Source organism: Sphingobacterium rhinopitheci, assembly GCF_022627575.1.
Classification (GTDB): domain Bacteria; phylum Bacteroidota; class Bacteroidia; order Sphingobacteriales; family Sphingobacteriaceae; genus Sphingobacterium; species Sphingobacterium rhinopitheci.
In genome coordinates, this window is record NZ_JADEYQ010000002.1 from 173920 (window position 1) to 188017 (window position 14098).

Below are 14098 nucleotides of genomic sequence, written 5' to 3' on the forward strand. Positions count from 1 at the left end.
ATATATTACAGGAATGGAAAGGAAGTATAAAATACTTACAATATAAATAAGCATTGATAAATCCTATCAATGCTTATTCTTTAGGACATAAACCTGTCTTTATAATCTTCATGGACGATTCGTAACCAAACTAAATGACGCTTAATATACGCAAATACCAATGGGCATAAAGGAATCAATACAAGTTTATTACTATCCAAATATTGCAGTGTTTTTTCAATCAACGCTGTTGCAACCCCTCTACCAGCTAGTTGTTCAGGGCTTTCCGTATGGATTAACGAAATTATAGTATGATGCTCTCTATAATCGATAAAAGCAGTATAACCGTCTACGGACAATTCAAATCTTTGGGCATGATTATTCTTGACAAGATCGATACTTTGAAATTCTTCTTTCATCGTTTTATACTAATTAAGATGACCATATTTTCCAGTTTGAAACTCTGCTATAGCTTCTTCAATTTCCTGCTCCGTATTCATCACAAATGGTCCGTAATGAACAATAGATTCATGAATCGGCTGACCTCCAGCTATAAATACAACTGCATCTTCATCGACAGAAATCGTAAAATCATTCCCATTATTTGCCATCAAAGCCAAATGATCCACAGCTACAGCATCTTTATGATTAATAGTAATATGCCCTTCCAACACTAAAACAAACGTATTATAGGCTGCTGGAATAGTAAACTCTACTTCTGCTCCTGCCGTCGCTTTTAGATTATACATCTCTATGGGTGTAAATGTGCTAGCTACGCCATTTGTTTCTTGAAAACTACCCGCTATAACCTCCACATAACCTTTATTGTCATCCAATAGATGACGTGCAATAGCTGCATTTGATAAAGCTTGATATTTTGGAGCAGTAGATTTATCCTTTGCAGGAAGGTTAACCCACAATTGGATCATCTGAAAAAGTCCACCTTCTCGACTCCATTCTGTTTCGTGAAATTCTTTATGCAAGACACCACTCCCTGCGGTCATCCATTGTACATCACCTTCACCGATGATACCGCCGCCGCCACTGCTATCGCCATGTTCTACACGACCCTGATATGCAATAGTTATTGTTTCAAATCCTTTGTGTGGATGTACACCTACCCCTTTGGGTATTTCACTTGGAGGAAACACATATTTAGAATTATAATCTAACAATAAAAATGGATCCATTCGTTCTTGGCTCATATCTGGATAGCCAGGGATAAAATTATGTACTCTAAATCCATCCCCCACAAAATGGGGTTTTTTAGGCGAAAAAACGTTTTCAACTGTTTTCATAGTTATCTATATTTAAATATTACTACTGCTGTCGAACAATAATCAGATATTGTTTTTCATACTCTAAAATTACAGATTATTTAAGCGCTAAAAGTTAATATAGATTAACAAATAATCAATACATATTACTATCCATAAATAAAAAAAGGGAAAAGCTTTGAACTTTTCCCTTTTTGCTATTCTTTATATAAATCTACTAGTCCTTCGGGTAGATCCACTTCTAAAATCTCTTCTTCGCCATCTATACCTAGAATCAGATCTTCGGAGAGCGGAAACATCAATTGCTTACCATCTTCCATTTCTACAGTAGCGATAAATTGCTGTGGCATTTCTGTCACGTCTATAATCTCACCCAACTCACCATGTTGTTCATCGATAACAACAAACCCTACTAAATCAGTCCATCGAAAGTCATCAGGATCACGTATAGGCAATTTATCATTAGGAAGATACATCTTCTTACGCACTAGGGGTTGAGCCTTATCAATATGATCTACATCTTCGAAAGTCACATATGCCGTACTATTATTATGTAATTTGACTGTATCAATAAAGTAAGGAACAAGTTTTTTGTTCACTTCCAAAAATATTACATCTAAATCCAAGTCTGCATAATCCTCAAACTCAAAAAATAACTGAACCTCACCTTTTAGACCTCTGGTCTTACTCACATATCCGATATAAAAACTTTCTTCGATTGTCATAATGCAAAAATATGAAATAAAATAGATTATCAGCTACAAACAGAAGAGTTGTGACTGCAGTCAATAAAAGATACTTTAAAATAAAGTATATCTTTAAAGAAAATAAATTTCCTTAAAGATTAATACAATGAAAATTACAATTCTAATTTGTATACTGATGTACTCTTCGACAGTATTAGCCCAAAACATCAAAACAAATGATATCTATTTAGAAAATTATAAATTATCTAAAAAAAGGGGAAATAGATTTTTGATCATTGGAGGGTCAAGCGTAGCTGCAGGTACAGCTTTATTACTTGTTCCAAGTAATAATCCTTATGTAAAAGTATTTTCACTCCTTACAGGTTTCTCCTTTATTGGTACAGGTGTTATTATAAGTACATTCAGTATCCCATTTTACCTAACAGCACGTGACAATAAAAAGAAAATATATCGATTAGAACCTTTAGCAAGCACACAACAAGTAAACAATAAACCATATACGAGTATTGGCTTACAGCTAAAATTTTAAAACAAAAAAGCCGATTCAAAAATGAATCGGCTTCATGAATACTGTATGAAAGATTAACCTTCAGTTTCTTCAGTTGTTTCTTCAGCAGCTTCTTCAGCAGGAGCTTCTTCAGCAACAGGAGCATTTTTAGCAGCGATTGCTGCAGCTTTTGCATCTTTTTTAGCAGCCTCAGCTACTAAAGCAGCTTTTTTAGCTTCAGCTTTAGCATTTGCTAAACCGTCTTTTTTGCCCGAAACTTTAGCCGCATTAGCTTCAGTCCAAGCAGCAAATTTTGTCTCTAAAGCAGCTTCATCAAAAGCACCTTTTTTAACACCACCTTGTAAGTGTTTTTTGTATAAAACACCTTTATCCGAAAGGATAGTACGAGCTGTGTCAGTAGGTTGTGCACCTTTATTCATCCAATCCAACGCTTTATCAAAATCCAAAACGATAGTCGCTGGATTAGTGTTTGGGTTGTAAGAACCGATACGGTCGATGAATTTACCATCACGTGGAGCACGTGCATCTGCTACTACTAGGTGGTAAAAAGGACGTCCTTTTTTACCATGTCTTTGCAATCTGATTTTAGTTGCCATGTTTTTATTTTTTTATGTATTCAACATATCCCCCGTACTTCATGTAAGAGGGGACGCAAAGATACTAATATTTTCTAAATCAAAAAACTATTTATCAGCCAATTGCCTCACATCCTTTGGAAGAACACCATACTGTTTAACAAAATTTCGTGTAAAATGATGGGCATATTTAAAGCCTGTTTCATAAGCTATTTCTTTAATACACTTGGGGCTATTTACCAACAAGTTATAGGCATATTTCATTCTTAATTTACGAATATAACTGAATATTGTATCCTGATACCTACATTTAAATAAATATTTCAATTTGTATTCATTGATACAAAACTGTTTAGACAAATCGTTCATTCGAAAATCTTCTTTAAAATATATATCTAGATATTTTTTTATCTGACTAATTATCAATTGATCTTCCATTCGAAATTTCTCCGTTAGAAAAAGATTACTTGCCCCTTTAAACACACTAATAATAAGCTCCCTGACTCTACATTTAATAAATTCAATAGCGAACTGATCATTATAGTCATGATATATCAAAGAAGTTAACATATCATATTGAATGGCTGTAATAGCAACCGGCACCTTGAACAAATTAATTGAATCCTGTAGAATTTCATACAAGGAGGCAAAACAATACCCTTGCGATTGCAGCAATTGAACCAAAAATGCTTCTGTCATGTAGATATCTAGGACTTTTCTGGATTTTCGGTATTGCAGGATACTATTTGTTTTATATTTAGCGACAAATTGATAGTTGAGGGATAATAACTCCGTAGACGCCTCCAATTCGTTATCATATTCAAATTCGCCTCCTTCCATTTCAAATTGAATTTTAATGGTTGGGAGCAACGAATTAACAGCCAACTTAAATGGCTTATAGACATTCCAATCTTGATAACAACATACAATTCCATCGAAGTTTATATATAGTAACTCACCAAATACATAATCATTATTGATCTCTACATGTCGAAATCCATTCCTTCTTTTAACATTTTTACCCTTAAATAAATCACTTATTGATTCTACATTATAAAATTGACTCCAAGTTAAATCGGCTATTGTATCCTTCATTGGTTAATAATAATACCTTATCGGTTATTCTTAATATTTAAAAAATTATATCTTTATTGTCGTTATTTATAATAAAACTAAATAAAAATAAATGAAAAGAAAAATATTTTTCAGTTGCATATTACTGATTTTAATTTCCGTAAAAATTAGCTCTGCTCAGTCTATTACAAACCACATACAGGGAATGGTGCTAACAACTGATGAAAAGCCATTAGCATTTGCTACAGTAAAACTAGAAAGTACAAATTATGCCTCTAGTGTTGACAATCAGGGCAAATTCAGTATAAGAGCACCTAATGGTGAATATATATTGATCGTAACCTATGCCAATTATACAGTGCATGAGCAAGCCATAGTACTATCAGACACGCTAGCACTTTTATTAGATCCCATAATCATACAATCAGATTCTCGCACATTGCGAGAAGTTATAGTTTCGGATATCCAAAAGAACAAATTTGCCCGCAAAGAAACAGAGGGCCCTGCGCGGATGCCATTAGCGAATCTTCAAAATGCGCAAGCCTATTCGGTGGTTACAAAAGAGTTGTTCCAAGAATTGGGAGCTATCACTTACAATACCGCACTTACACAAACAGCAGGAACAATTGCACAAACCGGAATTAATGATAATGGTAATACAATCTATTTACGTGGTTTTCCGTTATATCGCCTCAATAGAAATGGCTTACCTATAGATACACGTATCCAAACAGAAATTTTCAACTTAGAAAAAATAGAAATCCTGAAAGGACCATCTGCTACCCTATTTGGCTCCCAAGCATCAAGCTATGGTGGTGTTGTAAATAATGTCACCAAAAAACCTTTTGAATCATACCGTGGTGACATCTCTTATACCACAGGATCGTGGGGACTAAATAGAATCACTGCCGATATAAATACCCCCATGAATAAAGATAGAACAGCCTTAGCCAGAATAAATGTATTGGGATCGACCGAAAATGGCTTTCAAGATGCTGGTAAAATTACGAGTTTAGGGCTTGCATCATCGATACTATTTAAAGCAAATGACCGCACAAATGTACGCTTTGATGCGGAAGTACTTAATAGTCAAAAGCCACTACGCTCATTCATTAGAAGTGCGAGTAGATATGAGGGATACAAATCTATGAAAGACCTTCCATTGCCCTATGACAGGGCTTTTTATTCGAATGATATTACTACAGCACGCTCCAATGTGAGTATCAATGCAGAATTAGAATACAAGTTATCCAACAATTGGATCTCACGTACTTCCTATCTATTTAACCAAAGTGGGGACAAAAATTCGATATTTTTAGTCCCTACGGTGATCAGCGATAATGAAATGAGCAGAACTTATCTCAACTTTGATAGCTTTATAATAACCTACAGCACATTACAACAAAATTTTAATGGCTCGTACAAACTAGGAGCTATTAATAACCAGATTTTAATAGGAGCAGAATATAGTCTATTCAATAATAGTTTCATGGCACAAGAACCGTGGTTTACGACATACGACATCATTGATATCAGGACTCCCTATTGGCCACCGATGACCTTGGGAGAGATAAACCGCAATCGTACTGCGGAAAGCATAGGATCGAGCAATACAGAATCTGAAGGTTATTCTATTAGTGGGTATGTGTCTAACGTAACGAATTTTTACGACCGCATATTCCTTATGATTAGCGCCCGTTTGAATAATTATAATGAAAAAACAAACAAGATATTCAACCCCGGCACACCAGCAAATCCAATTGCTAGCTATCGCGAAATACCAGGGTATAAGCAAACAAACATATCCCCAAAAATAGGCTTAGTTTATCAAGTTATTAAAAACCAAGTTTCCATTTACGGTAATTATGCAAATAGCTTTAGAAATAATAGAAGCCAACTAGGTTATGTAACTATTGAGGATTTTAACGATGGTAAACCACCAGAGATTATAAAATTTGCCCCCGAAACAGCAAACCAATGGGAGGTAGGGGCAAAATTTGAAGTCATGGACAAGAAAATCAATGCGACAATTTCCTACTTTGATATTACTGTAGACAATACGGTTCGTCCACTAGGACCTAATATGTCTATACAAGATGGAAAAACAAATAGTAAAGGACTGGAATTAGAGGTGATTAGCAATCCGTTGAGAGGATTAAATATCGCCCTTGGTTATCTATATAATGATAGTAAATATATCGTCGCTGCCGACAACCTAATTGGCAAACGCCCAATATGGACCCCTAAAAATACTGCCAACGCTTGGGTGAGTTACAAATTCCTCGAGGGCAATCTAAAAGGAATAGGTGCAGGTGCAGGGATGAAACATGTCGATCAAGTTACATTCTCAGGATCCAATGATTTCTTTATTCCGGCAAATACGATATACAATGCGACAGCATTTTATGATCAGACAAAATATAGAATTGGCCTTAAATTGAATAATATTACAAACGAGAAATATTGGGACTTTGGAACTAAACCGCAAAAGCCAATTGAATTTTTAGTGAATCTCTCCTTCAAATTTTAAGAAATCGAGTTAATAAACAGTGTTATATAGGTAAGCCTAGCATTATGCATGTATAAAAATAATAATTCTATACATAGCATAATGCTAGGCTTATATACACCTAATAATAGGCTGCAAAGACCTACAATAAATATTAATAATATATATACGTATCAGAGCTACCAACATTGGTATACCCCATACCATTATCAAAATCTATCATAGAATTAATATTGATAAGCGTAGGATAGCCATTAGGTCCTTTATTGCTAGAAAATACATTTTTTACTGTAGTTTTTTTTGTTTGCAAGCTACTACTTACGTTTCCGAGCACAATGGTTTCAACGATTTCAGATGTGGACAACAGCTTTTGTGAAGTAACATACCCCAAGCTTTTGGGTAGAAAACCTAATTTTCTATACAAGGGATAGAGATAATTATCTTGATCACTATAATCAAGATAAATAGATTTCATAATAACCGAACTTCCTACATCCGAATCTAGCGCCCCTATATTTTGTATATCTTCTTTCTTATTAATGTTACCATTACTATGATACAATCTTTTGGATATCAAAAGGTCTTTACCAATATCATCATTATAACCTATACTATCGGGGATGGTATTATTGTCGGAATAATAGAAGTAGGCTTCTGTATACGGCTTATCACTATTCACCTGAAGCATGCCCTGCATATCGGTTAACAATTGATAATTACTATCCACATTTATAGCCAACAATCTATTTTGGGCATCCCAACTATAAGACTTTTTTATAATTTTATACGATTTATACCCATCTTTGTCTAGATGTTCATTATATCGAGTATAAATGACTTTATCATATTCATCATAATAAAATAAGGTATCATTGATACTGTACACACGATCTAAATCATCATATTTAATAACGATTTCACCTATTGAATGACTATTACTTCCTTGATTATCAATGCGCTTTATCAATCCATCATCATATAAAGCACCAATATCATCCTTCTCACAACTCGTAAGAGTGATTGCAAATAGCAACAAGAGAAGAAGATTTTTCATAACTTACTTTATATTCTATTAAAGATACATAAATAAAAACATTTTTGGCCAATTGCCATTTACTTTTTACATTCAACGTATGACTCAAATTGCTCCTTTAAAAATTCTAAAAGCATCTGCAGGTTCAGGCAAAACATTTAGCTTGACGCTTCATTATATCTCCTTGTTGTTGAACAACGAGAACAGTTATAAAGAAATATTAGCAGTTACTTTCACGAATAAGGCTACTGCTGAGATGAAGGAGCGTATCCTATCTGTACTTCATGGACTTGCTTTAGGCGATAACAAATCGAGTATTGAATCCTTCAGGCAGATATTATTACAGCAAAACCTACAATGGTCGAGCGCTTTAATTCAACAAAAAGCACATCGCGTATATCGTCGTATAATCCATGATTACAGTCATTTTACCATTAGTACAATAGATGGTTTTTCACAGAAAGTAATACGTTCATTTACATATGAGCTGAATCTTGATGCAGGTTATAAAATCGAAATGAACACCAATAAGGTCAAAGCAGACCTAACGGTCATGTTGAATCAATTGTTGGATGAGCGCCCCGATTTATTAGAATGGATTATAGGCTACGCCGAAAAGAAAATCAACAATAATGAAAATTGGAACTACCGCAACGAGTTGAGCAACTTGGCGAGCTTAATATTTACGGAGAATTTTCAGGTATTAAATGCCGCATTGGCCAGTGCCGATACAAATGAGGTTTTCAATTTGCTGAATCGCGAAGTTGTAGAAAAGACAAAAGCATACCTAGAAGTGGTAAGTGAGACTATTGTTATCTTTCAAGAAACATACAAATCACTCCATATCCAACCAGATGAATTGAAAGGCAAATCAAGGAATAAACTGGTTACTCTTTCAAAAATATCTCCCAATATTCAAAAACTATCTATCACAAAACTAGAAGAGTTGATGGATAAATTCATATCGCTCCAAGAGAACGAAGACGATTTTATGGGAAGTGACAAGAATGTACGTTATGATCTAATACAAGCTTTTGCACCTGTATTAAAACAATTTGTAGCAACAAAAGCCTTTACCCCTACGTTTATTGCTTACCAAGCTGTTCAAGGAAATCTATACTACCTCCGTCTACTGAAGGAGATGTCAGATCTATTGAGTACTTGGCGTAAAGAAAATAGCGCTCAACTAATTTCGGATTCACAGATACTATTGAACAAACTAGGTTTGGACAATAATAATGACCCTACCTTTATCTGGGAGAAAATCGGTAATAGGTATAATTATTTTCTGTTTGATGAATTTCAGGATACCTCGAGCATTCAGTGGAAAAACTATAGCCCACTATTATTAAATGCGTTAGGTAATAGTACAGGAGAACAGAATGAGCATCTCATTGTGGGTGATGTCAAGCAAAGTATCTACCGCTGGCGCAATGGAGACTGGCGAATTCTATTGCAACAAGTCGAAGAGCAGGTAAGTCGTACTTTTCATCTTACCGAAGCTACTAAAAGCACATTTATTGAAAATGGTAATTTAGAAACTAATTTTAGATCGTTACCAAATATTATCCGATTTAACAATTACTTATATGAAAAAATACCAGCCCACCTTCAAAAAGTATTAAATGAAATTGCAGACAATAACCTATCGAACGAAGGTCTGCAATGGTGGCGACAACAACGCAATGACTCGATGTTGACACGTGCCTACGAAAATAGCGCACAAGCAATTCCAGCGGTCAAAGTCAATAATCTAGAAAAGCAAGGTTCTATTGAGATTGAGTTCTTTCCAGTTAGTTCTGGACAATATCGTGCAAACCGCGTATCAGATCAATCTATTGAAAATCTATGCAAAAAGATCGGTGAATGGATCTCAACAGGCAGATATGAACCAAAACAGATCGGTATCCTTGTGCGTAGTAATATTCAAGCAACTGTGCTAATTCAAAAACTGATGGAATATAGAAATACAACAGCTATTGAATTTGATGTTATTTCGGGAGATGCGCTTACGTTATCTACTAACGAAGCGGTGCAATTACTTATTGAAACACTAAAAGCAATTATATATACCTCCGACAAACATGTCATCTATCATGCCCGCATTGCCTATCTCTATACCTCTATTCAGCAACAGCGTTCTTTTGATGCTGAGGAGTGGCTAAAATTTAAATCAAATAATATCCAAGACTTTGCATCCATATTACCGACGGAATTGCTATCTAATTGGGACTTGTGGCAAAAACTTCCTTTAATACACTTGATTGAAAAATTAATAGAGATATATGGATTTGCCACAGCAAATAATATCCACCTACCTTATATTTTGACGCTTAAAGATGTAATTGGTAATTTCACCGCCAATGGAGAGCGTGGTATCAATCAATTTTTAGAATTTTGGGATGAAGATGCCAACAAGATAACACTGCCATCAAGTGGTAATATAAATGCTATAGAAGTAACGACAATTCATAAATCCAAAGGATTAGCTTATGATGTAGTTATGATTCCATTTTGCTCATGGGGTATTGATGGAAAATTGAATGGTGATTTTTGGATTGACACTATGAATACCCCATTTAGTGATTTAGGGAAAATACCAATTAAATACAATGGAAATATTGCTAAATCCATCTTCTATAAGCAATATTATGATGAGATGTTATTTAACTATATGGACGCCCTCAACACCCTATATGTCGCAACTACGCGTGCCATTGAACATATCTATATCACCGCCCCAGGATTTAAAGAGAATGTAGACAAAAAAACAGGACAAATAACAGGCTATGAGATTAAAAATGAGTTAATATCTGATGTCTTATATCAAGTTCTAGAGACCAACCCATCGCCATTCACTTTGGAAGAAGGAAAGTTAACCATAGATCAGATTGTTCCCAAGAAGGAAAAAGAAGTAACATCAGATTCGCATGTTGTAGCATTGATAGAGTATCCCATCTCTGAAGCTATGGAAAAAGCCTTGGAGAAAACAAGTCGCCGTGACATTAATTTGATATTGATGCTCGAGAAAGCATCACAATACGGCATATTGGCGCACGAAGTAATGTCAGAATCTGCTAAAGAAGAAGATATTGCAAAAATAGTAGAGCGCTATATTGAAGAGGGTATCTTAGCACTGGAGAATAAGGATATTTTGTTGAAAGAAATCTATCAGATCTGGAATCACCCTCAGGTCAACAGCTGGTTGACAGGCCATTACAAAATATGGAATGAGGCTGCCATCATCACGGCAGATGGTCGTACACTGCGTCCAGACAAGGTATTTACCAATGCTGAAGAAACTATTGTCCTTGACTTTAAATTCACGGGAGATAATTATATCGAACACAAGACACAAGTGGATCAATACATGAAAGCCTTACAAAATCTAGGTTATAAGAATGTAAAAGGTTACTTGTATTATGCAAAAATAAACGAATTAACAGCAGTATAAAACAACAGGAATTTAAAAATAAGATGCTATAAAAACCTCTAATTTTTGAATATTACAAGATATAAATATGTATAAGCCATTTTTAAAATTAGTAGCAGAAGACATCCAAGACCGTTTTGGTGATGATCTGTCAGACTTAGCTATTGTTTTCAACAATAAACGCCCTATCACGTACCTCAAGAAACATTTGGCAGATACCTATGGTAAAGCTATTTGGTCTCCACAGTTTTATACAATACAAGATTTTTTTGCAATGTCCTCGAATACGGAGCAGATAAGTCAGCTAACACAATTCTTTTATCTATTCGAGTTGCACAATGAGTTATTAATTCAGGAAGGAGCAGCTCCCGAAACATTGGAGGAGTTTTATCCAATTGCAGAAATCATCCTGAGTGACTTCAGTCAACTGGACTATGACTTGGTGAATATAGAAGATATTTTTATGGAACTCTTTGATACGAGTTTAATAGACATCGAATTTCAACATTTAACTAAAGAACAGCAAGAATTTATCCGTCAATTTTGGCAATCATTCAGTATATCGGGACATACAGGCATACAAGAACGTTTTTTAAAATTATGGAAACGTCTTCCTATTCTGTACAAAAAGTTTAAAAATAAATTAGCGGAGCATAAGCAAAGTAATCACCCTACGATATACCGCAATCTAGCGGAAGGTACGATTGACAATCCCAATTTCACCTCTCCATTCAAAAAAATAGCCTTTGTAGGATTCAACGCCTTAAACAATGTAGAGGCAACGTTATTCAAAAAATGGCAAGAAGAAGATAAAGCAATTTTTTATTTCGACGTAGACAACTACTATTTAGATGATACGCAACAAGAGGCCGGTTTATTTGTGCGACGCAACATTTATCAAACAGGATTACTGAATGCGCTAGGCGAAAACCGTGATATCATTAGCTCAAGGACAGACATTATCCATCTTTATTCTTCCACAGGAAAAGTCAGTCAGGCAAAATTGTTAAATAAAATCCTGACGGATAATGAAAAACCCAACAAAACCTCCGCTATATTATTAGCTGATGAATCCCTCTTGGTACCCTTATTACAAAGTTTACCGGATATAAAGGTAAATATTACGACAGGATTCCCATTGACACAATCGCCCATATTTGGAATTTTAGATTTATGGATGAACTTGCATCAGGAAATTTCTCATCACAACAAGAAAAAGATTTCTTACCAATTCGTAGAGACTTTTTTGAACAACTCTCTTACGCGCGTAAGTATCGACGAGAAAAAACAGAACCAGACATTTATTACCGAAAAGCAATTATTTGAAATCTCCTTAGCAGATATCCATATCCAATCATCGGTAATACCAAAATTCTTTATCCCATTATCAAACTCTAAAGATGTAATACCTACACTAATAGAAATTCTTGACGATTTATTAACTTCTTTGGGAAAGGATACACAGATAAAACAAATAGATGCGAATCTCCTAATAGAAACCAAAAAAGTCTTAAACCAACTACACCTTGGTTTCTCAAAAATACCGCAACTAAGTATTCTTTTTCAAATAGGCCTAATACGCAAAGCCATCACACCGATCAACTCCGCAATAGAAGGAGATCCATTGGACGGTTTGCAAATAATGGGACTATTAGAAAGCCGTTGTCTTAATTTTGACAACGTCTATATATTAGGTGCTAATGAAGGGATCCTACCAAAAACATCAAGTGGCAATACCTTTATACCAAATAATCTACGTAGAGCGTACGGGTTACCGATCTTAGAAAATCAAGATGCACTATCTGCCTACCTCTTCTATCGTCACTTTCAATATAGTGAAGGCTTACATTTATTTTATAATGGCATAGTAGATGAAAATAGTACGGGTGAAGAAAGCAGATTCATTCGTCAACTCGCTTTTGAATCTAAGTTCCAATTCCACAAACAACAGCAGCAGCAATCCATTCAATTCCCGCCTAAGAGTGAGGAATTAATTATCCCTAAAACAGGAGAAATATGGAATAAACTATATAATACATTTATACGTGATGGTAAAAAAATCTCTGCTACAGCATTAACTACTTATCTGCAATCGCCATTACAATTTTTCTTCAAACATGTAGCCGAAATAAAAGAACCTCCTTCGATCACACAAGAATTTGAGATGAATAAACTAGGTACAGTTATTCACGATGTGATGGAAATTATGTTGAAACCATTTAAGGGCAAAAAAGAATTTACATCAACAAAAGTTTTAGCCGATCTATTAAGCACGGTGGATGACCATGTGACGAGGCAAATAGCAAATGAATTTAAAATTGATCTTACATCGATTAATGATTTAAATAGCTTGCAGCGTATCATGCACAAGATAGCTAGTGAATATGTAAAAATGTATCTGCAGTATGACATAGACAATTATCAATCTTTTAGAATCATTGAATTAGAGAATGATAACGATTACAAAATCAAATTCCCAATTGAAATTAATGGGCAAGAAGAATTTATAAACCTTTATGGGATAATAGATCGTGTAGATGAGGTGATTACTGATTTAGGAGAGGTAAAAACTAGGATCGTAGATTACAAAACTGGAGGAGATGTCGTTAAATTCTCGACTATTGAAAAAGTATTTAGCACCAATACCGACAATAAAGCATTAGTACAAACACTTTTCTATACATATATTTTTGAACAAGTAACAGGTATCAAATTTTTAGAGCCACATCTGTATGTAGCGCGCCAAATGCGCGAAGAAGGTACATTATTCAAGGGTAGTTATGGTGCGCTGATGGAGGGAGAGTTCCTAGCAGAGCAGAAAGAAAATTTTGTTGCTTTCCTAAAAGAGACTTTAGAGGACATTTTTAATGCTGAAATTCCTTTCCGCCATAATCCAGATTCAAAACCCTATCCTTCGGATCCTTATTTATTATTTTATAAAAATGCTATAAAAGAAGAGCGTGATAGTAATGACGCTGAATAACTAAAAAGGGGATGTTAAAC

10 protein-coding genes are annotated in these 14098 nt (G+C 34.8%); 4 read left to right on the forward strand and 6 right to left on the reverse strand.

Features of this window, described 5'->3' with window-relative positions:
- Positions 1 to 80 precede the first annotated feature (80 nt).
- From IP023_RS03540 to rimM, 3 genes are all read right to left on the reverse strand, one after another.
- On the reverse strand, positions 81 to 398 hold the full coding sequence (locus IP023_RS03540; RefSeq protein WP_241788875.1) for a GNAT family N-acetyltransferase: 318 nt from the start codon (positions 396 to 398) through the stop codon (positions 81 to 83).
- Between the two features lie 9 nt (positions 399 to 407).
- The gene (locus tag IP023_RS03545; protein ID WP_241788876.1) at positions 408 to 1277 is read right to left on the reverse strand and encodes a pirin family protein; all 870 of its coding nucleotides are present in this window, start codon (positions 1275 to 1277) and stop codon (positions 408 to 410) included.
- A 176-nt stretch (positions 1278 to 1453) separates the two neighbouring features.
- Positions 1454 to 1981: a ribosome maturation factor RimM gene (gene rimM / locus IP023_RS03550; RefSeq protein ID WP_241788877.1), complete on the reverse strand. Its 528-nt coding sequence runs from the start codon at positions 1979 to 1981 to the stop codon at positions 1454 to 1456.
- Between the two features lie 127 nt (positions 1982 to 2108).
- On the opposite strand from rimM, the gene IP023_RS03555 reads away from it, so the two are divergent.
- The gene (locus tag IP023_RS03555) at positions 2109 to 2492 is read left to right on the forward strand and encodes a hypothetical protein (RefSeq protein WP_241788878.1); all 384 of its coding nucleotides are present in this window, start codon (positions 2109 to 2111) and stop codon (positions 2490 to 2492) included.
- 53 nt (positions 2493 to 2545) lie between these two features.
- Here the strand turns inward: IP023_RS03555 and IP023_RS03560 are convergent, their stop codons facing one another.
- Both IP023_RS03560 and IP023_RS03565 read right to left on the reverse strand, forming a co-directional pair.
- On the reverse strand, positions 2546 to 3067 hold the full coding sequence (locus IP023_RS03560; RefSeq protein ID WP_241788879.1) for a 30S ribosomal protein S16: 522 nt from the start codon (positions 3065 to 3067) through the stop codon (positions 2546 to 2548).
- Positions 3068 to 3154: 87 nt separating this feature from the next.
- On the reverse strand, positions 3155 to 4141 hold the full coding sequence (locus IP023_RS03565) for a helix-turn-helix domain-containing protein (RefSeq protein ID WP_241788880.1): 987 nt from the start codon (positions 4139 to 4141) through the stop codon (positions 3155 to 3157).
- A 91-nt stretch (positions 4142 to 4232) separates the two neighbouring features.
- Here IP023_RS03565 and IP023_RS03570 point away from each other — a divergent pair, with 91 nt between their 5' ends.
- The gene (locus tag IP023_RS03570; protein ID WP_241788881.1) at positions 4233 to 6650 is read left to right on the forward strand and encodes a TonB-dependent receptor domain-containing protein; all 2418 of its coding nucleotides are present in this window, start codon (positions 4233 to 4235) and stop codon (positions 6648 to 6650) included.
- Positions 6651 to 6783: 133 nt separating this feature from the next.
- Here the strand turns inward: IP023_RS03570 and IP023_RS03575 are convergent, their stop codons facing one another.
- Positions 6784 to 7683 carry a hypothetical protein gene (locus IP023_RS03575; RefSeq protein WP_241788882.1) on the reverse strand — a complete coding sequence of 300 codons (900 nt, stop codon included), beginning with the start codon at positions 7681 to 7683 and terminating at the stop codon, positions 6784 to 6786.
- 79 nt (positions 7684 to 7762) lie between these two features.
- Here IP023_RS03575 and IP023_RS03580 point away from each other — a divergent pair, with 79 nt between their 5' ends.
- Together IP023_RS03580 and IP023_RS03585 are read left to right on the forward strand one after the other, a co-directional pair.
- Entirely contained in the window at positions 7763 to 11116 is a 3354-nt protein-coding gene (locus IP023_RS03580) for a UvrD-helicase domain-containing protein (RefSeq protein ID WP_241788883.1), read from the forward strand.
- A gap of 67 nt (positions 11117 to 11183) precedes the next feature.
- Positions 11184 to 14078 (forward strand): PD-(D/E)XK nuclease family protein, encoded by a 2895-nt coding sequence (locus tag IP023_RS03585; protein ID WP_241788884.1) that lies wholly within the window; start codon positions 11184 to 11186, stop codon positions 14076 to 14078.
- The last annotated feature ends 20 nt before the right edge of the window (positions 14079 to 14098 follow it).